Below are 22,828 nucleotides of genomic sequence, written 5' to 3'. Positions count from 1 at the left end.
CTTTTGCAAAATCAAAAAATAATTATTGGTTTTAAAAATCAAAAGCAAATTTAATAAATATGAGCGCAGAAACATCAACTTACGTAAAATATAAAGTAAAAGATATCAATCTTGCAGATTGGGGACGTAAAGAAATTCAATTAGCTGAAGCTGAAATGCCGGGTTTAATGAGTTTAAGAGAAGAGTATAAAGGACAAAAACCTTTAAAAGGAGCAAGAATTGCAGGTTGTTTACACATGACTATTCAAACAGCGGTTTTAATTGAAACTTTAGTAGAATTAGGTGCTGAAGTAACTTGGAGCTCTTGTAATATATTTTCAACACAAGATCAGGCTGCTGCTGCAATAGCTGCTGCAGGAGTTTCAGTTTATGCTTGGAAAGGAATGACTGAAGAAGAATTTGATTGGTGTATAGAACAAACTTTATTTTTTGGAGAAGATAAAAAACCATTAAACTTAATTTTAGATGACGGTGGAGATTTAACCAATATGGTTTTAGATAAATATCCTGAACTAGCTAAGGGAATTAATGGTTTATCAGAAGAAACTACTACTGGTGTTCATCGTTTATATGATAGAATGAATGAAGGAACTTTACCAATACCAGCAATTAATGTCAATGATTCTGTTACAAAATCTAAATTTGATAATAAATATGGTTGTAGAGAAAGCGCTGTAGATGCTATTAGAAGAGCAACGGATATTATGTTAGCTGGTAAACGAGTGGTTGTTTGTGGTTATGGAGATGTAGGAAAAGGAACGGCAGCTTCATTTAAAGGAACGGGTGCAATTGTTACCGTTACTGAAATTGATCCAATTTGTGCTTTACAAGCAGCTATGGAAGGTTTTGAAGTTAAAAAATTAGATACCGTTGTTGGAAATGCAGATATCATTATTACTACAACAGGAAATAAAGATATCGTTCAAGCTAATCATTTTAAGAAAATGAAAGATAAAACCATTGTATGTAATATTGGTCATTTTGATAATGAATTAGATATGGCATGGTTAAACAAAAACTATGGAAATACAAAAGTTGAAATAAAACCACAAGTTGACAAGTACACTATAGACGGTAAAGAAATTATTATTTTAGCAGAAGGGCGATTAGTTAATTTAGGTTGCGCAACAGGGCATCCAAGTTTTGTGATGAGTAATTCATTTACAAATCAAACATTAGCTCAAATTGAATTATGGAATCATAGAGAGAACTATGAAAATAAAGTGTACATGCTTCCAAAACATTTAGATGAAAAAGTAGCTCGTTTACATTTAGCTAAAATAGGTGTTGAATTAGAAACTTTACGTGAAGATCAGGCAAAGTATATTGGAGTTAAAGTTGAAGGACCTTTTAAACCAGATTATTACAGATATTAATAAATTAAAAATAAATTTATTATTTAAAGCTTTATTGTATTAGCAGTAAAGCTTTTTTTTATATTTGTTTTTGAAAAATCAATTTAAAAAAATCAATTTAGCTATATGAAATCAATATTAGTCCCTTTAGGAGATTCTGAAAAAGCAATTTGCACGTTACAATATGCAATCGATTTTGCGTCGATGGTAAAGGCTAAAATTTATGTAATTCAAGTATTTGGAACTACAAAAGTTGCAGGTGCTTTAAAAAATATAGATGAACTTCTTGAAAAAGATAGTAAAGAAGAATTGGCACATGTTTTAGCAAGTGTAGATAAAAAAGGAATTAAAATAGTTGCTAAAACTATAAAAGGTCAAGTTGTAGATAGTATTAATAGAATTGCAACACAATTAAAGGTTGATTTAATAATTGCATCCGCAAAAAATAGCGCAGCAGATTCTTCAATTTATGTTGGCAAAATAACAGGTGGACTTGTTAAACAAACAGAATTACCAATGTTAATTATTCCAAAAGGTTATAAGTTTAAAACTATTAAAAACGTTTTATTAAGTATCCGTTCAGGAGTTATTAGACAATCAAAAGTTTTAGATCCTTTAGAAAAAATTGTAAAAATATTTAATGCTAATGTAAATTTATTACATGTAATTACGCCTCATAATACAGCTGAAGATAATCTTTTGCATAAGGATTTTGAAACTATTTCTGACACTATAGTAAATAGTGAAAACGCAACAGTTTTTCAGGGAGTTTTGGAACATTTAATTGAAGTTAACCCAGATATGATTTGTGTTATTAGACGTAAACGAGGATTTTTTAATAAATTATGGGAACAAAGCCATATTAAAAAAATTGATTTTGAAAGTAGAATTCCACTATTAGTTTTAAAAGGAAATTTATAAAAAAAGTATTGGGGCCGTAGCTCAGTTGGCTAGAGTGCTTGACTGGCAGTCAAGAGGTCGTGGGTTCGATTCCCATCGGCTCCACACAAAATAAAAAAGAAGAGAACGCTAGGCTCTCTTCTCTTTTTTTTACTACTAACTAAAAAAATCAAAAACATTACTTAAACGTGTTAAGTAAGTAATTATGAGACAAATTTAAAGACTTAAAATCATTCAAATAATGATTTTTGTCATTAAACAGAAAAATAATTAAATTAATTTAATTGACTCAATAATTCTGTTACTGCCTTTTTTAGTTGAGAATCTGTATTTTTTGCTTTTTCATCTGGTTTATTGTCTATTATATAATCTGGAATAGCTGCTTGGAAATCCATATTTTTACCACTAGACTTAACGTACCAACCTCTAAAAGGAGTTCTTATGTACGAACCATCAATAAGTGTATGTCCTCCAGTTGAAATTACAGCGCCAAAAGTTGGAGTTCCTACTAATTTACCTAATTTTAATTCTTTATACGCATGAGAAAATATTTCAGCGTTAGAATAACTGTTTTGGTTACATAAAGCAACTGTAGGTTTAGTCCAAGCGGCTAAGGGTAATCGTTCACTATAAGGATAATAATTTTTAAACTTGGTATTTTCTTTTGCCAAATTTTTAGCGGCTCCTCTTGGAATTGTATAAGCATGTTGTTTAACATTTAGCACAGCCATTAAATAATCGGTAGTCCATCCACCGCCATTGTAACGAACATCAATTACAATACCTTCTTTGCCTAAACCTGCAGCAGTTAATTCGCGTTCAAAATGTTCAAAGCTTGTCCAGTTCATCCCTTGAATGTGAATATAACCTAAACGACCATTTGAATATAGATCTGTTAATTTTTTTCTATTGTTAACCCACGCTTTATAATTATCAACTCTTGCACTTTCTTTTGGGCGAATTACTATTTCTTTGTCATTTCCATTTGAAACAACTCCCAAAATTATTTTCTCGTTAACTGTATTATTCAAATATTTGTAGATGTTTTCATTTACAGACACATCTTTTCCATTTACAGAAGTAATAATATCGCCAACATTAAGTTTGCTAATTTCCCTATCTGCAGCTGAGTTTACAACTACATTTGATATTTTTAATTTTCCATTTGAGGTAGGTTTTAATTCTACACCTAAAATGCCCGTTTTTTCTTTTTGAACCTTCTTTCTATCCTCTCCACGATACATACCCATATGGCTTGCATTTATTTGACCAAGCATTCTATTAAATATGATTTTGAAATCATCTCTGTTTGATGCTTTTAAAGCTAAAGGTTTATATATTCTCTTTAAATTATCCCAGTTTCTCCCATGAAAATTAGGATCATAAAAACGTTCATTGATCGCTCTCCAAGCTTCTTCAAAAATTTGATTTGCCTCTGCTTTATAATCAATGTCCATTTTAGCTTTAAAAGGTAAACTTTCTTTTTTAGCACCTTTCAATTTTAGTTTATATGATTTTCCTTTACTTAAATAATATGCGTAGTCTTTTTGTTTTGAAAATTTAACTTTTCTTGGACTAGTATTTTTTTTAGTAAGTTCTTTTTTGTCTTTCCCTTCCCAACTAATTTCAAACAAATCGGAATTAGCCTTTGCATTACCTCTGCTTCCATTTCCTGTTGTGTAATAAAAAGTTTTTCCATCGTTTGAAATTCCATTTAAAAATTCACCTCCAGTAAATGAGGTAACTTGTTGTTGGCGTTCATAAATATTATCAAAATCAATAACAATATCTTTAACAGCTTTTTCTTTTTTACTAACGGAATCTTTCTTTTTGGATTTATCATCAGAAGGAGTTTCCTCCCAATCTTGTTTTGTTTTTTCCCAATCTTGTTTTTTAAGCCAAACAAACCAAATATCATAATCTCCGTTATTTCTATTAGAAGAAAAAGCTATTTTAGAACCGTCTTTACTCCAAATTGCTCCAGAATCATTTTTTGGATGCATGGAAATATTTACAGGTTTTTTAGTATTGTCAGCTTTTTGAATATAAATTTCTTCATTAAAATATAAATCACTTAGACTATAAGAAACCCATTTAGAATCTGGAGACCAAGCAATATCAGAAGGGGAATCCCAACCACTAACTAAAGTTTTCAGATTGCTTAATTTTCCTGCTTTATCAATATTTGAAACTATTAATTTCCCATTTCCTTTGTTAAATGCTAATTTAGTTTTGTTTGGTGATAGCGTTGGATTGGTGTTTCCTTCTTTATCAAAAGTAATTTGTTTTATATTATGTTTTAATGAAGTAAAAATATTTTTGTTAGATGTATCGTTTGAAGATATTGTATAAAAATTATTTGTACCATTTCTGTCTGAGCTAAATAATAGTGTTTCGTTGTTTAACCAAATAGCATTAAAATCTTTATAAGGTGAATTAGTTACGTTTATGGTCCTACTTTTTTTAGGGTCATTTTCTTTGACGAAAATTTCGCCTCTAATAACTAAAGCAATATATTTTCCATCTGGAGAAATTTGGATTTCGGATGCTTTATCGGTATAAGTTTTGTGTTCTATTTGGTCAAATCTGTAATCACTGTTTATGGAAATAGTTATTGGTTTTGTTTGCTTATCGTTTGTGTTTAATAACCAAACATTATCTCCAGAAACCATAATAATATCTTTACCATTTTTACTTAAACTGAAAGAGAATAATCCCATTTTTTTTAAGAAAGAAATTTGAGATATTTCCCCTGATTTATTTCCATTTTCATCAATAGTTAATTTATGAACGTTGTATTTACCGCTTCTTGCTGATTGGAAATAAATAGTTGAATTATCGGCCCAATAAGGAGAAAAATCTTGTCCGTTAAAAGTAGTTAACTGTTTGTAAGAATCTTTTGCAATGTTATATAACCAAATATCTCTATTTGCAGCTCCTTTGTATGCTTCTCGTTCTATTCTACAAGTTCCTTTGGTAAAAACAATAAACTTTTGATTAGGGGATAATTTGGCGTCAAAACCAACAGTATTTAATAACCTAATTGGTGTTCCTCCTTTTGCACTAACAGAATGAAATTCTTTAGCCCGCTCAATTTGAACAAAATTCCGTTGAGTTTCAAAAATAAGCTGATTATTATTGGTAAAATCGGTTAAAATATCATTTGCTGAATTGTAAGTGATTCTTTTTGGAGTTCCTCCAGAGGAAGGAATTGTATAAATATCAAAATTGCCAAATCTATTGCTTTGAAAAGCTATAGTTTTTCCATCATTACTCCAAATAGGGTTAGTGTCATATCCTTCGTGGATGGTCAATCTTTTTAGTTCTTCACCTTTTAAATTTGAAGTCCAAATATCACCTTGATAATTAAAAGCTATGGTTTTGCCATCAGGACTAATGGAAGGATTGTTTATTAAAGGGTTATTAGAAGCATAATTGATTTGAAACGCTCCTAAAATAAATAGAAAGTATATAAATATTTTTTTCATAAAAAATTGATTAATTGATAATTACTCAAAGTTAAGCTATATGGGTTAATTATCAATTAATCAATTAAAAAAATGCTTTATTTTTCTTTTAAGTTAAATGAAACATTTACTATAATTTCTTTAGCAATTTTTTCTTGTACAATGCTAGGAATTTTAATATCAAAATCCTCAGGTTTAACTTTAAATTCTGCGGTTAATGAAATTGTATTATCCTTTTTAGAAATTGTAGCTATAGTTTTAATTTTTTTGCTTTTATTATGTAAGTGTAAATTACCTTCAAGTTCAACTTTTTGTGCTTTTGAGTTTGCTTTATAAAAATCAAAATCACCTAATTTTCCGTCAAAAGTTGCTTTTGGATATTCATCAGATTCAACATAGTTTTCGTTAAAATGCTCTTCCATTAAAGCAATTTTAAAACGAAATGCTTTCATTAAGGCAAGTGCCGCAATTTCATGGGTTTTAGTGTTTAAAATTGCAGTAACCGAATTATTAGCCGCTTTAATTTCTTCGAATGAAGGAACAGATGCTTCAAACTTAATAGTTCCGTTTTTTGTGTAATATTTTTGCTGAGCATTAATTGCTTTTGCACTAAAAAGTATACACATTAATATAATAAATTGTTTCATAGTTTATTGTTCTAAAAGTCCTTGAGTTTTCCAATCTTTAAATAATTGAATTTTAGCATCAGCCATTCTTCCTGCTGGAGGCATAATACCTGTTTGTCCATTTTGTAAATCTATTCTTCCAATAATTAAATCAATATTATTTTTCGCATTAGTGTATGTTGTTAAATTTAAGCCTGCAGAAGGATTGTTTGCACCGTGACAAGCTGTACATTCTTGAGTTAAAACTGCTTGAATATCTGTAGTATAAGTAATGTTTCCAGAAGTATTTCCAGTATTTCCAGAGCCACCAGTATCTGTTCCTTCTAATAAACCATCAGTTTTCCATTTCTTTATAGTAGCAATAGCACTTTCATCAGCTCTTCCACTTGGAGGCATAATATCTTCATCTCCATTTTGTAAATCCATTTTTCCAATAATTCTATTGATATTGTTTTTTGCTTTTATGTAAGTAGAAATGTCTAACCCTTCTTCTGGATTTACAGAGCCATGGCAGGTAACACAAAGCTGATTTAAAATAGGTTTTACATCTGCCAAATAAGTTGTTTTATTACTGGTGTCGTTGTTTCCAGAAGTTCCTCCTCCGCTATTATCAGTAGAATCACCACCTGTGTTTGTCGTGTCATTGCCAGAATTGTCTGCATTAGGATCAACAGGAACATAATTATCATACACACATTGTGTAAATAAAAATCCAGTTAAAATTAAAATGATTGTTTTTTTCATAATTTTTATATTATTCAGTTAGACCTTGAGTTTGCCAGTTTTTAAAAGCTTGAATAGTATTTTCAGGCATTCTGCCACTTGGAGGCATAATACCATTTTGTCCTGTTTGTAAATCAATTCTACTTAAAATTAAGTTGATGTTATTTTTAGCTTTTGTGTATGTAGAAATATCTAATCCTGCTGTTGGATTTACTGCTCCATGGCAACTAATACAATTATTATCTATAAATGTTTTAATAGTATTTGTATAGGTAACATTATCCAGATTTACATTATTATCAGGATAGGATAGCGTGTTTATATTTTCATTGGTACAGCTAGTAGCTTCAATTAAAAATAGAGTTAGAAATAAGTATTTAACGAGGTTTTTCATTCAAGTATTAGTTTTTTGTTTCTATTAGTTATACAACAGTTAACTAGCTAAATACCCTACTTTTTGTAAGAAAAATTTAAAAAGTTTAGAAGAAGTAGGGTTTTTTGAGTTTAACTTGTTTAATAGGTTAAAAGAGAGTTTTACTATTAAAATTTACAAAATGAAAAAATTAAAAAAATTTGGTGTTTTATTACTTGTTGCTGTAGTTGGGATAACTGCATCCTACCAATATTTATATCAGGACCATAGAAATATTGCTGCTGAAAAACCAGCGTATAGAATTAACACACAAGAATTGTTAAAAGAATTTACAGGTAATTATGTAAAAGCATCTGAAAAATATTTAGATAAAGTAATTATTGTAAATGGTAAAATCACTGATTTAGATAAAAATACAATAACTATTAATAATTCTATTTGTATTCAATTTTTAAACACCAATACCTCTAAATTTAATTTAAATGAAGCAATAAAAGTAAAAGGAAGATGTATAGGTTATGATGAATTGCTTGAAATGGTGAAAATGGATCAGTGTACAATAGTTAAATAATGGAAGTTTTATTTATGAAAAAAAGTATAATTTATTTTTTGTTAGTTTTTTCAGTAACTAGTGTAGTTGCTCAAGATGGATTGTTAGACGAGTTAAATTCGTCGGTAAGTCTAAATAATTCAGTGTCTTCAACGTTTAAAGCATTAAAAATAGTTAATTTAGAATCTACTAAGTTAGCCGCTAAAAAAGATTTTTATTTTATAATCTCACATAGATTTGGTTCTTTAAAGGGAGGAGCTAAAGAATTTTTTGGTTTGGATCAATCTACGATAAGATTTAGTTTTTTTTATGGGTTTACAGATTGGTTAACACTTGGTTTTTCAAGAAGTTCATTTCAAAAAACATACGATGTAACAGCTAAATATAAGCTAAAGGGTCAGCAAAATAATGGTTTTCCAGTATCTATAGTTGGATTTAATGCAGTTTCTGTAAACACTCAGCAAAGTAGAGCTAATGTGCCTTTATTAGAATATAAACACAGACTTACTTATTTATCTCAATTATTAATTTCAAGAAAATTTAGCCGATCGTTATCATTAGAATTAGCGCCAATATATTTTCATGAAAATTATGTTTCAAACCCACTTCAAGATAATAATCAATATGCTATTGGAGGCGGAGGAAGGATAAAAATTTCTAATCGTGTTACTTTTAATGTAGATTATGTTTATCATCTAAATAGAGCTGAAAATTCTGTGTTTAAAAATCCACTTTCTATGGGATTTGATATTGAAACAGGAGGACATGTTTTTCAATTAATTTTTTCAAATGCACAACCTATGTATGATGCAGGTTTTATAACTAATGCATCAGGAGATTGGACAAAAGGAGATGTTTTCTTCGGGTTTAATTTATCAAGAGTTTTTTAAAAAATTATCCTAGCCAACCTTCACGATCAAGGCTTCTGTATTGGATGGCTTCGGAAATATGTGAAGTAGATATTTCGGAAACTCCTTCTAAATCTGCTATGGTACGCGATACTTTTAAAATACGATCGTATGCTCTAGCAGATAAATTTAATCGTTCCATAGCATTTTTAAGTAACAAGTTACTTTCCACGCTTAATTTGCAATATTTTTTTATTTGTTTAACGTTCATTTGAGCATTATAATGAATGTTTTTATAGTTTGAAAATCGTTCTGATTGCGTTTCTCTTGCTTTAGTAACTCTTTTTCGGATTACTGAACTTGATTCACTAGGTCTATCTTCAGATAATTTATCAAATGGAACAGGATTTACTTCAATATGTATGTCTATTCTATCTAATAACGGACCAGAAATTTTACTTAAATAACGTTGCATTTCAGCTGGGCTTGAAGTTACTGGTGCATCAGGATCATTAAAATAACCACTTGGGCTAGGATTCATACTAGCAACCAGCATAAAACTACTAGGGTAGGTTACTGTAAATTTTGCTCTTGAAATGGTAACTTCTCTATCTTCTAACGGTTGACGCATAACTTCTAAAACGGTTCGTTTAAATTCAGGTAATTCGTCTAAAAATAATACACCATTATGCGCTAAAGAAATTTCTCCTGGCTGTGGATATTGACCTCCTCCAACTAAAGCTACATCAGATATTGTATGATGCGGCGATCTAAATGGACGTTGGCCCATTAAGCCTGTTTCTTTAATTTTACCAACTACGGAATGAATTTTTGTAGTTTCTAATGCTTCTTGTAAAGTCATAGGAGGTAAAATAGAAGGTAATCGTTTGCTTAGCATTGTTTTTCCACTTCCAGGAGGGCCAATTAAAATAATGTTATGTCCTCCAGCTGCAGCAATTTCCATTGATCTTTTTACTGATTCCTGACCTTTTACATCTGTAAAATCAAATTCTAAATTTTCTAAGTTGTTATAAAATTCTTTTCGAGTATCAATAGTGGTTTTTTCAAGTGATTTTTTTCCGTCAAAAAATTGAGTTACTTCTGTAATATTATCCACTCCATAAACATCCAGCTTATCTACAATTGCAGCTTCTTTAGCGTTTTGCTTAGGTAATATAAAACCTTTAAACCCTTCTTCTCTAGCTTTAATAGCAATAGGTAAAGCGCCTTTAATTGGCTGTAAACTTCCATCTAAAGATAGTTCACCCATAATTAAATATTCATCTATTTTATCCGCTTTAATTTGATTTGACGCGGCTAATATTCCAATAGCTAAAGTTAAATCATATGCTGATCCTTCTTTACGCAAATCTGCAGGAGCCATGTTTATAGTAATTTTTTTACCGGGAAGTTTGTAATTATTATTGTTTAATGCAGCTGAAATTCTATAGCTACTTTCTTTTATAGCATTATCTGGTAATCCAACCAAATGATACCCAATTCCTTTATCAATATTTACTTCAACGGTAATAGTAGTAGCTTCAACGCCAAAAACGGCGCTACCATAAATTTTCACTAGCATTTTTTTATTTTAAATTTTAAAACTTGATGTACAGTTTTTTTGTGGAATCTCTTTCTATTAATTCTGTTCTAATAATTTCGGTACGAATATCATCAAAATCTATTTTGTTTTCCAGTTTATTTATTAATCTAATAGCTGCTTGTTCACCAATTTTTACTCCAAATTGATTTACAGTAGTTAAGGGGATTACGCTATGTTTGGATAAAATACCATTAGTAAAACCAATAATAGAAACATCTTTAGGAATTTTAATATTTCTAGCATTTAAAACTTGAACAGCTATTGCTGCTGAAGTTTCATCAATTGTAAAAATACCATCTACTTTATGATTATCTATCATATGTTCAATTCGTTCTTTTAAATGTTCATTATTTTCTAAACGAATTATTAAGTCCTTATTAGGCTCTATACCATATTTTGTAAGTGCTTTTTCATATCCTTTTGCCCTAAACTTGCCAACATTTAAACCATCAATAGTAGATATTAATGCTATATTATCACATTTAGAACGCATTAAGAACCGTGTAGCTTTATAAGCAGTTTTAACATTATCTATAACTACTTTATCACAAACAATATCTTTATGTACTCTATCATACAAAACAATTGGTGTTCCTTCTGCAATTACATTATTAAAGTGATCAAATTTTCCAAGTTTTAAGGTTTCTTCAGATATACAAGCAATAAATCCATCAATAGTGCCATTGGATAAAGTTTCTATAGTATGTTTTTCTTTATCATAGGATTCGTTGGTAATGCAAGTTATGATATTGTAGCCTTGTTCTGCGGCAACTTTTTCAATACCACTTAAAACTTTTGCAAAAAAATGACTTAAAATATTGGGGATAATTATACCAATAGTTTTGGTTTTTTTATTTTGTAAGCTAAGTGCAAGTGTATTTGGTTTATAGTGATGAAATTTAGCATATTCTTTAATTTTTTTCTTAGTTTCATCACTAATTTCATAACTGTCATTAAGTGCCTTAGAAACAGTAGAAATAGAAACATTTAATGCTTTTGCAATTTGTTTTATGGTTATTCGTTTGTTCATTTTTTTGGTGAAAAAGTTAGTTTAGTAGATACTGAAATAATCTCTTTTTTATTCATCTTCATTTTACGGAATTTTCCTTCATTATACATTATTGCTTGATCTTTATAGTGTTTACTTAAAAAATTTCCAGATTCTCCAGTAGGTAAAATACTGATACTATTTTCAACATCTGAAAAATCTATAATTCTTCTAGTGGATGGACCAGCAAATACAGAATATAATCCTGTTTCGGTATAATCAAATCCTCTATTATTTAGCACCTCTTTAGCTCCATTTATTGGAAAAGGACCTACATCAAAATATTTTCTTAAATAAGATATTGTTCCTAAAGGATGTTTATGTTCTAAAGTTTGAACATTTCCCCAATGCCAACTATCTATATTACCGCCTAATTGATTTTTTAACGATTTAATAGCTTCTTTAAAAGAACTCAGTATTATTTCTTCACGAGTTTCTGTTTTGTTTTTGGTGGAAATATTGTCCCACCAAACAGAACTATTTTCTTTAATTTGGGAAGCGATAACTCTTTTTGATAAATGGGTTTTTAAAAATTGTGTAAATATTTTATTCCCCATTTCGTCTTCAAAAGTGCTTTTTAAGTACTCGTATATAAATTTATTATAAATGGTTGGCGCAATTGATTTTATAGTGTTTGAACCATCCCAATTTTTAAGAGTTGTTAACGCTTTTTGTTCAAATTTTGACAAGGAATCTTGTTTAATAATAGAAGCTAATTCCTTAACAATTGTTGGTGAAACCGATGAGGTTACATCATTTATCATAGTAGCAAAATCTTGTTTTGACCAATCATTTTTTGGCTGAAGTAATTGTACAATACGTTTTGCTCTATTTTCTGGAAGATAGTAACCAGGATATAAAACATTTGCAATAGTATCTGGTTGATTATTAGCTGAATATACATAATTCCAAGATGGATTTTCAGCCATTGGATTTTCAGAGAAATCTAAATATTCAGCAATATCATCTTCTCCAGTAGCACCATTTAAAATAAGTTTTCTGCTTGAGTTTGATTTTAATTTGTACAATTTTGCAGCTGCCCACCACGCAATATTTCCTTTCGCATCGCCATACATAATATTTAAACCTGGAGCAGAAATTAGCGAGGCTCCTTTTTTAACATCATCCATTTTTTTTGCTCTCGAAATCGTGTAAAGAGCTTTTAAAAGGTGTACATCAGAATTAGTATATATCCAGTCCATAGCAATTGGATTGCTGTTTGGCATATTATCAATAACGTTATTCATTATTGGCCCGTGGCGTGTATTTTTAACTTCAATAGTAACATCATCTGCATTTTTTACTTTTATGGTTTTTGTAAAAGTTTTATAATCTGCAAAGCCATTAGGAGTTTTATATTGATTTTTATTTTCTGGATTATTCTCTTCTTTATAAAAGTCAAGATCATCATTTTCAAACATAGTTAATCCGTATGCATAATTTCTATTATGACCTAATAAAGGGAAAGGAACACCGGCTAAATGATAGCCATACATTTCGTAATTAGGAGTTTTAATATATGCCTCGTACCAAACTGCAGGTTGTGAGTAAGCTATGTGAGGATCATTTGCAAATAACACATTTCCAGTGTTTGTTTTTTTCGCAGAAACTACCCAACTATTACTTCCAATAAAAGGTGAAATAGGTGTTTTTTCCATAACTTCATTAATATTAGCAACCATTTCTTCATAGCTTTTAATGTCTTGCTTTGAAGTTTTTATTATAGTTGAATTTGGGTTTGTGTTTATGGGTAAATCTTTTATATAATTATCTCCTAATTTTTCTTTTAGAATGGTTAATAATGGATCTGTTTTTTGAGCCATAGCAAAACTAAAAGACATATAACCAGCAATATTGTAAATATCTTTTAACTTAAATGGTTCTTTTTTGATTCCAATTAAAGAGAATTCTATTGGTGTTGGTCCGTTTTTGATATATTGATTTATACCGTTTAAATATGCTATAGATAATTTGTAAGCTTCGCTATTTTTATCTATGTTTTTAACTGCTTTTTCAGAAGCTTGTTCTATACCCAAACTAACAAAGAATTTATCGTTTTTTAGCATTTTCTCTCCAAATATTTCGGAAAGCCTACCTGGTGCAATTCTTCTAATAAGTTCCATTTGAAATAAACGATCTTGCGCATGTACATAACCTAATGCAGTAATCGCATCTTCTTGGTTTTGTGCATAAATATGAGGTATGCCATAATCATCAAAATAAACGGTAGTTTCGTTTTGAATGCCGTTTAAAGTTAAGTTACCCTCATAGGTTGGTTTTAAGGAGTTTAAATACCACCAAACTCCAATAAATAAAATGAAAATAACCAATATAATAGCAAAAAGAATCTTTTTAAATAAGCGCATAAGATAAATGTAGATTGTTTAGTTACTTCAAATATAATATTTTTTCTTCTACAAAAATGTTTACTTGGAGATTACATAATGATTCTGATGAAGTTACTTCTGTTATTGATAATAATAGGAAGTAGTTTAATTGTATTTTTTTCTAAAATAGAATATTATATTAATTATATTGCTAGCAGTTATTTTTGTGTTTGATTAAAGATATTTTTCTTGCAATACTTTTAAATGATGCATTTGATGACCAGCAATTATAAACCCCAATGCTCTAACACTCATTTTATTATTATTGGCATTACCTGTTTTGGTTAGCATTTTATCAGAAAAACTATTGAAAAGAGCAATAGTACTATTTCTTACCAAAGAAAATTCGTTTTGTAAACTTTCTTTAGTACGAGTTTTTCCATTGGAATTTTCTACATAAAAATCTTCATCAAAACCTGGAATTTCCGTTTGGTCATTTCTTGAAAATCGCAAAGCTCTATAGCTCATTATTCGTTCAGTATCAATTAAATGTTGTAACATTTCTTTAATACTCCATTTGCCTTTTGCATAACTATAATTTAATTTATCTTCAGGTAATTTACGGATTATTTCAACTAATAAATTATGTGAATCTGTTAGTGTTTCTATCAAATCCACATCGCCAAGTTCAGTGATATAGTTTTTATAAAAAGGAGCAAATTCAAAAGGATTTAAGTCTGTTGTTTTCATAATTAGGCCGAGTTTCTACTAGCGTTAATATTACCAAATAATGAACGAGTTACCATTTTTTCGTAAATTTTAACAGCTTCAGTATTTGTTTTTTCATCTTTTTGAAGTTCTTGAATTTTAAGTAATGCGTATTGTTGAATGGTTAATAAAGGTAGTACAATTTCTTCTCTCATATCAATAGAAGCCTTACCTACCGCATTATTTTGCATAAGTTTTGAATAACCTGCAAGCTTTAAAATTAGCCTTTTAGAGGTTTTATATTCTTCATAAATAAGTTTCCAAAATTCGCCAAATTCTTCATCATTTTCCATGTATTTAGTTAATTCAAAAAATGATTTTGAAAGTGCCATCATGCTATTACCTATTAAAGCTTTGAAAAATGCAGATTCTTTATAAAATTGTTTAATTTTATTAAACTCTCCATTGTCTTCATATTTTTTTAAAGCTGTACCAACACCAAAAAAACCAGGAACGTTTTGTTTTAATTGACTCCATGAACCAACAAAAGGAATCGCTCTTAAATCGGCAAAATTTAAACCTTCGCTTTTAGGTGATCGTTTGGAAGGACGACTTCCAATATTAGTTTTAGCATAATATTTTAAAGTGCTCATACGCTCTAAATATGGTAAAAACTTTGGATGATTTTTAAAATCTACATAAGCTTGGTAACTTGTATCTGCTAAATCATTCATTATTTTTGTGTTTTCTAACGACATTTTATCATTTTCATGACTATACAAGTTATTAGATATTCCTGCGCTTAATAATTGTTCTATATTATATTGAGATGCATCTAAAGTGCCAAAATTTGAACTAATTGTTTGTCCTTGAACGGTTAGTTGAATTTCCTCATCTTCAATAGTTGGACCTAATGAAGCGTAAAATTTATTTGTTTTTCCTCCTCCACGAGCTGGAGGACCACCACGACCATCAAAAAATAAAGCAGTAATACCGTATTTTCTTGAAATTTTGGTTAAATCTTCTTTCGCTTTAAAAATAGACCAGTTTGCCATTAAATAACCGCCATCTTTAGTTCCGTCCGAAAAACCTAACATTATAGTTTGTTTGTTTTTTCGATCTTTTAAATGATTTTTATAAGAAGTATTGGTGTATAATTGCTCCATTACATTTGCGGCATTTTCCAAATCTTCAACAGTTTCAAAAAGAGGAATAATATCTACAGGAAGTTTATTACCAAATCCAGATAATTTAAACATTGCAAAGGTTTCCATTACATTAAGCGCTGTTTTGTTATTACTAATAATATAGCGGTTTGCACCAAGTTCTCCGTTTTGTTGTTGTATGGTTTTTATGGCTTGAATTGAACCTAAAGTTTTTTGAACCATTTCATCTTTAAAAATGGAAACATCAATATTGTCAGACACATTTGATAGTATCTGTATTTGTTCTTTTTCGGAAAGTTCCAAATAATTATCCTTAAAAATATGGTTTCCATTACTTTGTAAAGTGGTAACAATATCCGCAAAAACATTATGATGAACCCTACTATCTTGCCGTATGTCTAAACTCGCAAAGTGATAACCAAATAAGTGAACTTTGTTTATAATATCTTCTACTTCACTTAAATATAGAGATTGATAATTAGCAATTAAAATTTTTTTAATGGTTTCAAGTTTTTTCTTAAAATCAGCTAAAGGAATTAAAGTGTTTAATTGTGCATTTACACTATTTTCAAATATATTAATTTCTAATTCTGAAATTATTTCTTCGATACCTTCAAAGGTTAAATGACGTTTTAATTTTCGTAAATCTCTATAGTAGTTTTTAAGTACAGTTTGTCGTAATCTTTCTGCAACTTTTAGAGTTATTTCTGTAGTTACAAATGGATTTCCATCTCTATCTCCACCTGGCCAAAATCCTAAATTTATTATTTCGTTTGGGTTTGATTTATATTCTAAAATATTACTTTGAATATAATTATAAACGGTAGATGCTGAATGGTAAAAAACATTTTCTAGATACCAAATTAAATTAACAGCTTCATCAAAAGGAGATGGTTTTTGGTGTTTAAAAAAAGGAGTTTTACCTAATTGAGCAAGTAGCTGATTTATTTGTAGTAAATCATTTTTTTTAATTGCTTCAGTTAAATCGGTAATAATACCTAAAACGGTTCCTGGGTAAAATTGTGTTGGATGAGCGGTTAAAACTAATCGAACTTTAAATTTTTGCAGATGTTTTTGTAAGGCTTCCCATTTGTTTTCTGAAGTTGCTGTTTCTTTACTATTACGCAATGTTCCAACTCCATCCATATTATTTACAATTGGAAAAGCAGCATCTTCAATTGCGTCAAAAAGAACTACTTGACGTTCAATATATTGAATAAAACGGAATAAAAGTTTTATCTTTTTTTCTTCAGATGGATTTTCTTGATAGGTTTTAAAAAAGGATTCTACAATTTCTTTTGGATTTTTTTTATTAGAAAACCCTTGTTTACATACCGAATGAAATAAAGGTAGAAGTACTCCAGTTTTAGTAATAGTATCAAAAGGCAAAGTCATAAAAATACCATTGTAAATTTGGTATTTAGCCATTACATTTTCATTAAATCTGGTTAATTTTGGTGCCTGATGCATATTTTACTTTTTAAAAATGAAAGATACAAAACCTAGTATAAACAGGTATAAGTTACATTGAAATTTAACGAAAACGATATATTTGATTAAATTTATTTAAAAACTTAACAAGTTATTTTTAATATTTTATTAGTGGTTTTGGTCACTTTAAATCGGTCGTCTAATCTGTGACCAATTACCCAAATTATTTGGTTGTTGGAAAGAAGTAGCCAAATGTTTTCTTTTGCTGTAATAGCTAATTTTTCATCTTTAAAAAACTTGCTAATTTTCTTTTTACCGTTTAATCCTATTGGAAAAAAATAATCTCCTTTTTGCCACTTTCTAATAATTAAAGGAAATGTAATTTTATCATAATCTAAAGAAACCGTGTTTTTATCATCAAATAAAACTTCTTCTAATATTTTATTTTGATAATTTTTAGTGTCAAAAGGAATGGTAATTGTTTCAAATTTTAGTGGTATTGGTTTTTCTATTTTTGGTGTGTTTTCTGAAATTTCAAAGTTTAATAAATCATCATTTTTTTCTATTTCAGTTAAAATTAAAACATTTCTATCCTTTAATAAACGATGAGTTTTACTAAAAACTTGTTTACCGCTTTGTGCAGTTAATAACGCTTCTACATCTTCAAATTCTGTGAATCCATAATTTTTTAAAAGCTCGTATAAATATATTTTAGGATTATTTAATTGTTTAATTTTTTTAATGTTAAAAATCAACTCATTTTCGTGTTGTTCACTAACTTTTTCCAGAATATTTTTTATATGATCTTGATTAATTTGTTGGCTTCCTCTTAAATTATTTAAAGTATTTTCAAAAGAATTCAATAGGTTAGGATTCAGTTCTTTTAATACTGGGATTACTTTATGACGAATTTTATTTCTAACATATTTTATGGAAGAATTACTTTTATCTTCTCGCCATTTCAATTTGTTTTTTGACGCGTAAATTAAAATATCATTTCTTGAAAATGGGAGCAAAGGCCGTACAATATTTCCATTAATTTCAGGAATACCTGTTAGTCCATTTAACCCGGTTCCTCTGGTTAAATTAATTAAAAAAGTTTCTAAAACATCATCAAGATGGTGAGCAGTTAAAATATAGTCAAAATTTTGTTCCGTACTTATTTTTTGAAACCAATTATAACGTAAATCTCTTGCAGCCATTTGGATAGAAATTTTATTTTCTTCGGCATATTTTAAGGTTTCAAATTCAATGGTAAAAAAAGGAATATTTAAACTTTCAGATATATCTTTTACAAAATCAGCATCTTTAAAACTATCTTTTCCACGTAGTTTAAAATTACAATGAGCTAACGAAATATTTAATTTTAACTTATGTAATAAATACGTTAAAACCACACTATCAATACCGCCAGAAATAGTGATCAATAATTTTTTATCCATTAAAAATGGTAAATTGGTATTAATATGTTGTTGCAATTTTGCTAGCATGTTGTAAATATAATTATTTGTTGTTTAACAAAACCTGTTTCATAGCTTTTGCTTTTAAAAGGCATTCTTCGTATTCATCTTCAGGAGTTGATTTTGAGGTGATAGCACTACCAACAGAGTAGGAAACGTATTGTTTGTTTGCATTATATAAAATGCTTCTAATAATTACATTAAAATCAAAATTGTTGTCTGGAGTAATATAACCAACAGTTCCAGAATATAAACCTCGTTTGGTTTCTTCAACAGTTTCAATAATTTTCATAGCAGCTATTTTTGGAGCGCCAGTCATACTTCCCATTGGAAATGTTTTTTTAATAATATCTATAGGATTTACATTTTTAACCACGCATGAAACGGTTGAAATTAATTGATGTACTTGTTTAAAAGTATAAACTTTGCATAGTTCGTCAACTTTTACAGTTCCTTTTAAAGCAACAGTTGATAAATCGTTACGAACTAAATCTACAATCATAATATTTTCGGCTCTTTCTTTTTGATTTTGTTCAAGCTCCTTAATTAATTCGCTATCTTCTTTTTCAGTTTTAGCTCGTTTTGCAGTGCCTTTTATCGGTTGAGAAATAACAATATCTCCATCTTTTTTCAAATACCTCTCTGGCGAAGCTGAAAGCAGATAATTATTTTCAAATTTGAAGAATGTTGCAAAAGGAGGTTTTGAAATTTCATTTAAATTTTGAAATACTTTTAACGGATTTATTACAGCATTTTCACTATAAAATTCCTGACAAAAGTTAGCCTCATAAATGTCGCCACGATGAATGTGATTTAACACTTTTTGAAATTTGTTAAAGTAATCATCTTTATGGATTCTTAGTTTTATTTTTAATTCAGAATCAGAAGTATTATAACAAATATTAGTAGTGTTTATATTTTGCAAATCACTTGTAATTTCCTCTTCGTGCTTCTTTAAATAGCTTATTTTTAGCGTATTATTTTTGATAAAGAAAATCTTTTTAGGTTGAAAAAAGAATAAATCTGAAAAATGTAAACCATCAAAATTGTTGGAAGATAAATTTTCAATGTCATTTTTCAGATCATATCCCAAATAACCAAAAATATAGTCGTTACAATTAGATTGATACGTTTTTAATTTTTGAAAAGCATTTTTGTAATTAATAGAAAGTTTGGTTTCGGCACCAACAGCCAAAACTGCATTATAATTACTGTGTTTTTGAGGGTAATTATTACTGTCTAACCAGCAAGCTACTTTAAATTTTTGAGCCCAAACTAATAGTTTTGATTCAAAATCTATAGTATTAATTTTTATAGTTACTTCAGCTCTTTGCATGTTTACAAAAATAAATAAGTCCTTTCAAATTGAAAGGACTTATGCTTATATAAATTCAGAAAATAAATTTTAACTGTGAATAGCTCTGTTAGCAACATCTAAACAAGCTTCTTTAAAAGCTTCTGTGTAAGTAGGATGCGCATGAGAGGAACGAGCAATATCTTCTGATGATGCTCTAAATTCCATAGCAATTACCGCTTCAGCTATCATGTCTGCAGCTCTGGCACCAATCATATGAACTCCTAATATTTCATCGGTTTTCGCATCCGCTAAAACTTTTATTTGTCCATCAATATCCATACTTGCTCTTGCTCTACCTAAAGCACGCATAGCAAAAGTACCTACATTATAATTTATTCCCTCTGTTTTTAGTTGTTCTTCAGTTTTTCCAACAGCAGCAACTTCTGGCCAAGTATATATAACTCCTGGAATTAAATTATAATCAATATGAGGTTTTTGACCTGCAATAATTTCAGCAACCATAGTTCCTTCTTCTTCAGCTTTATGAGCTAACATGACACCTTTAACAACATCACCAATAGCATAAATGTTTGAAACATTGGTTTGAAGATTTTGATTTGTTTCAATTTGGCCTCTGTCAGAAACTTTAAGTTTAACGTTTTCTAGTCCTAATCCTTCAGTATAAGGTTTTCTCCCTACTGAAATTAAAGTGTAATCACCAGTAAATTCAACAGGATTTCCTTTTTTGTCATCAGCAATTATTTTTACTTCATTGCCAGTGTTTTCAACAGAAGTAACTTTGTGATTTGTGTAGAATTTAATTCCTTGTTTTTTTAAGGATTTTTGTAATTCTTTTGCTAACATTCCATCCATACCAGGAATAATGGTTGGCATATATTCAATTATGGATACTTGAGAACCTAATCTATTATAAACCGAACCTAATTCTAAACCAATAACACCACCTCCAATAACTATTAAATGTTTAGGTATTTCATTTAAACTTAATGCTTCAGTTGAAGTTATTACTCGTTTTTTATCTAATTTAATAAATGGTAAGGTAGCAGGTTTTGAGCCAGTTGCTATAATAGTTTTTTTAGCTTCAATTTCTTCGGCTTCACCATCAGCATTTTTTATGGAAATATGAGTAGCATCTTTAAAACTTCCAGTTCCTTGAAAAACAGTTACTTTGTTTTTGTCCATTAAATAATTGATTCCACCAGATGTTTGTGCAACTACTTCATTTTTACGAGCAATCATTTGCTCAAAATTTATTTTTAATTCGGAAGTTTCAATACCGTGTGTTTTAAAATGTTTAACAGCATCAAAATAATGGTGTGAAGAATCTAATAGAGCTTTTGATGGAATGCACCCAACATTAAGGCAAGTTCCTCCCAAAGTATTATATTTTTCAATAATGGCAGTTTTTAATCCAAGTTGTGCACATCTAATAGCAGCAACATATCCTCCTGGTCCTGAGCCAATAACAGCTACATCGAATTGTTTCATTTTAAATAGTTAGGTTAAAAGCACAAAAATATAACATTTTTTATCCTATTCTATTTTTTTAGCAGTTAAATAAAAAATAAAAACTTATTTAACCAGATTAATAAAACTACAGTTAAGGGGACGAAGTTTTATTGGGTTAAATAAGCTTTTATTAAATGTTGAGGGGACTTTGACTTAATTTATGCTTTGCTTTTAACTACAGTTGTGGGGACTCTGTTGTGATTATAGCATGATGCATTTTTTAGGTCTTATTAATTTACCTAATTTATCTAAATAGCTAAAATCTGGCGATAATGTATTTATGTATATTTTTTTAGACGCCTTCTGTTCAGCCTTTTTGTTGTTTTTAATAACAGTCAAATGAGATTTTTGATTGCTTTTTAGTGGGGATGAAGTTTTCATGTGAGAATGGTTTTGAGGTTAATTATTTTTTTATAAACATTTGGGTAAAAAAGTTTCTTCCGTCGTTGTTTGCTTCGGTTGAAATACCAAAATGAGTAAAATTAGGGTTTTCAATTATTGCTTTATGTTCTGGACTATTAAGCCAACCATTAACAACGCTTTCTGCTGTTGTGTATCCATAAGCTACATTTTCGGCTACAGATTTTGCTCCTGCATTATCCATTAGCTCCTGAGCTCTTTCATCAAAATTATCATGGCTAATTGTACCAGTTTCTATCATGTATTCAGTATGTCCATCTGCTACACCAGAAACAACGTCTAATTTGCTTAATGTTGAAAGCCCTAAACTTGTTCTGTGAGCATTTACAAGGTCTAAAATATCGTTCTCAATTTTAGAATAAGTGACATTTTTATTTACTACTTCTGCAGTTTGATTAAGATAAATGCCATCGTCTTCTTTTGAACAAGAAAATAAAACAAAACTTAAAAAAACTACTAAGGAAAGTTTTAGAATGTGAGGTTTCATTTTGTGGGGTTTTGGGGTTAGGGATTTTTGTTTTTAAAATTTTAAGGGAATTCAGATGTGATTACGCATAATTTATAACTAGCAAATAGGATTACTGCGTAACCACCATACTGAATCACCATTCTTACTAAAAATACTATTATTTAAAATTATTATATAATTGGTTTTTGGGGTTTTATTAGATAAATAAAAATCATCAAACTTGCTTTGTTGGAAAAACAAGTTTGATGATTTTTCAAGTTTATTAACCGGTGGGGTTTGGTTGGTTAATTCGACATTATGTCTTAAATTAAAATTCATACAATTCAAATATTGTTGGGGTTAATGATTTTTAACACTACTAAAGTATAATTTATTTTTTAAATAACAAAATAAATAGCCATTTATTTGTAAAAACGAGTAAAATAATTGATAAAACGCACTGTTTATTAGTTTTATATGGTTAAATATAGATTATATTGTTACCGTTTATTGGATAAAAAATGCATTTTATTGTATTAAATTGACAG

At 29.1% G+C, this 22,828-nt stretch carries 18 protein-coding genes and 1 tRNA gene; 5 read left to right on the top strand and 14 right to left on the bottom strand.

Annotated features, from left to right (window positions below; genetic code table 11):
- Positions 1-59 precede the first annotated feature (59 nt).
- The 3 genes from ahcY to R3342_RS07685 all read left to right on the top strand — a co-directional run bounded on the left by ahcY (position 60) and on the right by R3342_RS07685 (position 2,360).
- Positions 60-1,376, top strand: coding sequence for an adenosylhomocysteinase (gene ahcY / locus R3342_RS07695; protein ID WP_318939445.1), 1,317 nt, complete (start codon positions 60-62; stop codon positions 1,374-1,376).
- Between the two features lie 105 nt (positions 1,377-1,481).
- A complete protein-coding gene (locus R3342_RS07690) occupies positions 1,482-2,276 on the top strand; it encodes a universal stress protein (RefSeq protein ID WP_318939444.1) in 795 nt (264 codons plus the stop codon).
- Between the two features lie 10 nt (positions 2,277-2,286).
- Positions 2,287-2,360: transfer RNA gene (locus tag R3342_RS07685), tRNA-Ala, on the top strand.
- A 170-nt stretch (positions 2,361-2,530) separates the two neighbouring features.
- Here R3342_RS07685 and R3342_RS07680 read toward each other — a convergent pair.
- The 4 genes from R3342_RS07680 to R3342_RS07665 all read right to left on the bottom strand — a co-directional run bounded on the left by R3342_RS07680 (position 2,531) and on the right by R3342_RS07665 (position 7,465).
- Complete coding sequence (locus R3342_RS07680) at positions 2,531-5,743, bottom strand: S41 family peptidase (RefSeq protein ID WP_318939443.1); 3,213 nt, start codon at positions 5,741-5,743, stop codon at positions 2,531-2,533.
- A gap of 77 nt (positions 5,744-5,820) precedes the next feature.
- Positions 5,821-6,369 (bottom strand): YceI family protein, encoded by a 549-nt coding sequence (locus R3342_RS07675; protein WP_318939442.1) that lies wholly within the window; start codon positions 6,367-6,369, stop codon positions 5,821-5,823.
- Positions 6,370-6,372: 3 nt separating this feature from the next.
- Positions 6,373-7,092, bottom strand: a complete 720-nt coding sequence (locus R3342_RS07670; protein ID WP_318939441.1) for a hypothetical protein — start codon at positions 7,090-7,092, stop codon at positions 6,373-6,375.
- A gap of 10 nt (positions 7,093-7,102) precedes the next feature.
- Positions 7,103-7,465 (bottom strand): hypothetical protein, encoded by a 363-nt coding sequence (locus R3342_RS07665; RefSeq protein WP_318939440.1) that lies wholly within the window; start codon positions 7,463-7,465, stop codon positions 7,103-7,105.
- Between the two features lie 160 nt (positions 7,466-7,625).
- Here R3342_RS07665 and R3342_RS07660 point away from each other — a divergent pair, with 160 nt between their 5' ends.
- Positions 7,626-8,015 carry an OB-fold protein gene (locus tag R3342_RS07660; protein ID WP_318939439.1) on the top strand — a complete coding sequence of 130 codons (390 nt, stop codon included), beginning with the start codon at positions 7,626-7,628 and terminating at the stop codon, positions 8,013-8,015.
- Positions 8,015-8,884 (top strand): DUF5777 family beta-barrel protein, encoded by an 870-nt coding sequence (locus tag R3342_RS07655; protein WP_318939438.1) that lies wholly within the window; start codon positions 8,015-8,017, stop codon positions 8,882-8,884. Before R3342_RS07660 ends, R3342_RS07655 begins: the two co-directional genes overlap by 1 nt.
- Before the next feature lie 4 nt (positions 8,885-8,888).
- Here R3342_RS07655 and R3342_RS07650 read toward each other — a convergent pair whose 3' ends face one another.
- The 10 genes from R3342_RS07650 to R3342_RS07605 form a co-directional block, all read right to left on the bottom strand.
- A complete protein-coding gene (locus R3342_RS07650) occupies positions 8,889-10,424 on the bottom strand; it encodes a YifB family Mg chelatase-like AAA ATPase (RefSeq protein ID WP_318939437.1) in 1,536 nt (511 codons plus the stop codon).
- Between the two features lie 16 nt (positions 10,425-10,440).
- Positions 10,441-11,475: a LacI family DNA-binding transcriptional regulator gene (locus tag R3342_RS07645; protein ID WP_318939436.1), complete on the bottom strand. Its 1,035-nt coding sequence runs from the start codon at positions 11,473-11,475 to the stop codon at positions 10,441-10,443.
- A complete protein-coding gene (locus R3342_RS07640; RefSeq protein WP_318939435.1) occupies positions 11,472-13,859 on the bottom strand; it encodes a penicillin acylase family protein in 2,388 nt (795 codons plus the stop codon). Before R3342_RS07640 ends, R3342_RS07645 begins: the two co-directional genes overlap by 4 nt.
- A 195-nt stretch (positions 13,860-14,054) precedes the next feature.
- Positions 14,055-14,570: a DinB family protein gene (locus R3342_RS07635; protein WP_318939434.1), complete on the bottom strand. Its 516-nt coding sequence runs from the start codon at positions 14,568-14,570 to the stop codon at positions 14,055-14,057.
- A 2-nt stretch (positions 14,571-14,572) separates the two neighbouring features.
- Complete coding sequence (locus R3342_RS07630) at positions 14,573-17,164, bottom strand: phosphoenolpyruvate carboxylase (protein WP_318939433.1); 2,592 nt, start codon at positions 17,162-17,164, stop codon at positions 14,573-14,575.
- A gap of 104 nt (positions 17,165-17,268) precedes the next feature.
- Positions 17,269-18,615, bottom strand: coding sequence for a tRNA lysidine(34) synthetase TilS (tilS, locus tag R3342_RS07625; RefSeq protein ID WP_318939432.1), 1,347 nt, complete (start codon positions 18,613-18,615; stop codon positions 17,269-17,271).
- 13 nt (positions 18,616-18,628) lie between these two features.
- Positions 18,629-19,921 carry an anthranilate synthase component I family protein gene (locus R3342_RS07620; protein WP_318939431.1) on the bottom strand — a complete coding sequence of 431 codons (1,293 nt, stop codon included), beginning with the start codon at positions 19,919-19,921 and terminating at the stop codon, positions 18,629-18,631.
- 69 nt (positions 19,922-19,990) lie between these two features.
- Positions 19,991-21,391 (bottom strand): dihydrolipoyl dehydrogenase, encoded by a 1,401-nt coding sequence (gene lpdA / locus R3342_RS07615; RefSeq protein WP_318939430.1) that lies wholly within the window; start codon positions 21,389-21,391, stop codon positions 19,991-19,993.
- Positions 21,392-21,613: 222 nt separating this feature from the next.
- Positions 21,614-21,793, bottom strand: coding sequence for a hypothetical protein (locus R3342_RS07610; RefSeq protein WP_318939429.1), 180 nt, complete (start codon positions 21,791-21,793; stop codon positions 21,614-21,616).
- Between the two features lie 22 nt (positions 21,794-21,815).
- Positions 21,816-22,319: a CAP domain-containing protein gene (locus tag R3342_RS07605; protein ID WP_318939428.1), complete on the bottom strand. Its 504-nt coding sequence runs from the start codon at positions 22,317-22,319 to the stop codon at positions 21,816-21,818.
- Between the last annotated feature and the right edge of the window lie 509 nt (positions 22,320-22,828).

This window comes from Lutibacter sp., assembly GCF_033723435.1.
Classification (GTDB): Bacteria; Bacteroidota; Bacteroidia; order Flavobacteriales; family Flavobacteriaceae; genus Lutibacter.
This window is presented reverse-complemented; position numbering and strand designations above follow the sequence as displayed.

Excerpts from the sequence above, each read along its gene's own strand:
- ahcY (WP_318939445.1), top strand. The coding sequence starts at position 60 with ATGAGCGCAGAAACATCAACTTACGTAAAATATAAAGTAAAAGATATC.
- R3342_RS07690 (WP_318939444.1), top strand. The coding sequence starts at position 1,482 with ATGAAATCAATATTAGTCCCTTTAGGAGATTCTGAAAAAGCAATTTGC.
- R3342_RS07680 (WP_318939443.1), bottom strand. The coding sequence starts at position 5,743 with ATGAAAAAAATATTTATATACTTTCTATTTATTTTAGGAGCGTTTCAA.
- R3342_RS07675 (WP_318939442.1), bottom strand. The coding sequence starts at position 6,369 with ATGAAACAATTTATTATATTAATGTGTATACTTTTTAGTGCAAAAGCA.
- R3342_RS07670 (WP_318939441.1), bottom strand. The coding sequence starts at position 7,092 with ATGAAAAAAACAATCATTTTAATTTTAACTGGATTTTTATTTACACAA.
- R3342_RS07665 (WP_318939440.1), bottom strand. The coding sequence starts at position 7,465 with ATGAAAAACCTCGTTAAATACTTATTTCTAACTCTATTTTTAATTGAA.
- R3342_RS07660 (WP_318939439.1), top strand. The coding sequence starts at position 7,626 with ATGAAAAAATTAAAAAAATTTGGTGTTTTATTACTTGTTGCTGTAGTT.
- R3342_RS07655 (WP_318939438.1), top strand. The coding sequence starts at position 8,015 with ATGGAAGTTTTATTTATGAAAAAAAGTATAATTTATTTTTTGTTAGTT.
- R3342_RS07650 (WP_318939437.1), bottom strand. The coding sequence starts at position 10,424 with ATGCTAGTGAAAATTTATGGTAGCGCCGTTTTTGGCGTTGAAGCTACT.
- R3342_RS07645 (WP_318939436.1), bottom strand. The coding sequence starts at position 11,475 with ATGAACAAACGAATAACCATAAAACAAATTGCAAAAGCATTAAATGTT.
- R3342_RS07640 (WP_318939435.1), bottom strand. The coding sequence starts at position 13,859 with ATGCGCTTATTTAAAAAGATTCTTTTTGCTATTATATTGGTTATTTTC.
- R3342_RS07635 (WP_318939434.1), bottom strand. The coding sequence starts at position 14,570 with ATGAAAACAACAGACTTAAATCCTTTTGAATTTGCTCCTTTTTATAAA.
- R3342_RS07630 (WP_318939433.1), bottom strand. The coding sequence starts at position 17,164 with ATGCATCAGGCACCAAAATTAACCAGATTTAATGAAAATGTAATGGCT.
- tilS (WP_318939432.1), bottom strand. The coding sequence starts at position 18,615 with ATGCTAGCAAAATTGCAACAACATATTAATACCAATTTACCATTTTTA.
- R3342_RS07620 (WP_318939431.1), bottom strand. The coding sequence starts at position 19,921 with ATGCAAAGAGCTGAAGTAACTATAAAAATTAATACTATAGATTTTGAA.
- lpdA (WP_318939430.1), bottom strand. The coding sequence starts at position 21,391 with ATGAAACAATTCGATGTAGCTGTTATTGGCTCAGGACCAGGAGGATAT.
- R3342_RS07610 (WP_318939429.1), bottom strand. The coding sequence starts at position 21,793 with ATGAAAACTTCATCCCCACTAAAAAGCAATCAAAAATCTCATTTGACT.
- R3342_RS07605 (WP_318939428.1), bottom strand. The coding sequence starts at position 22,319 with ATGAAACCTCACATTCTAAAACTTTCCTTAGTAGTTTTTTTAAGTTTT.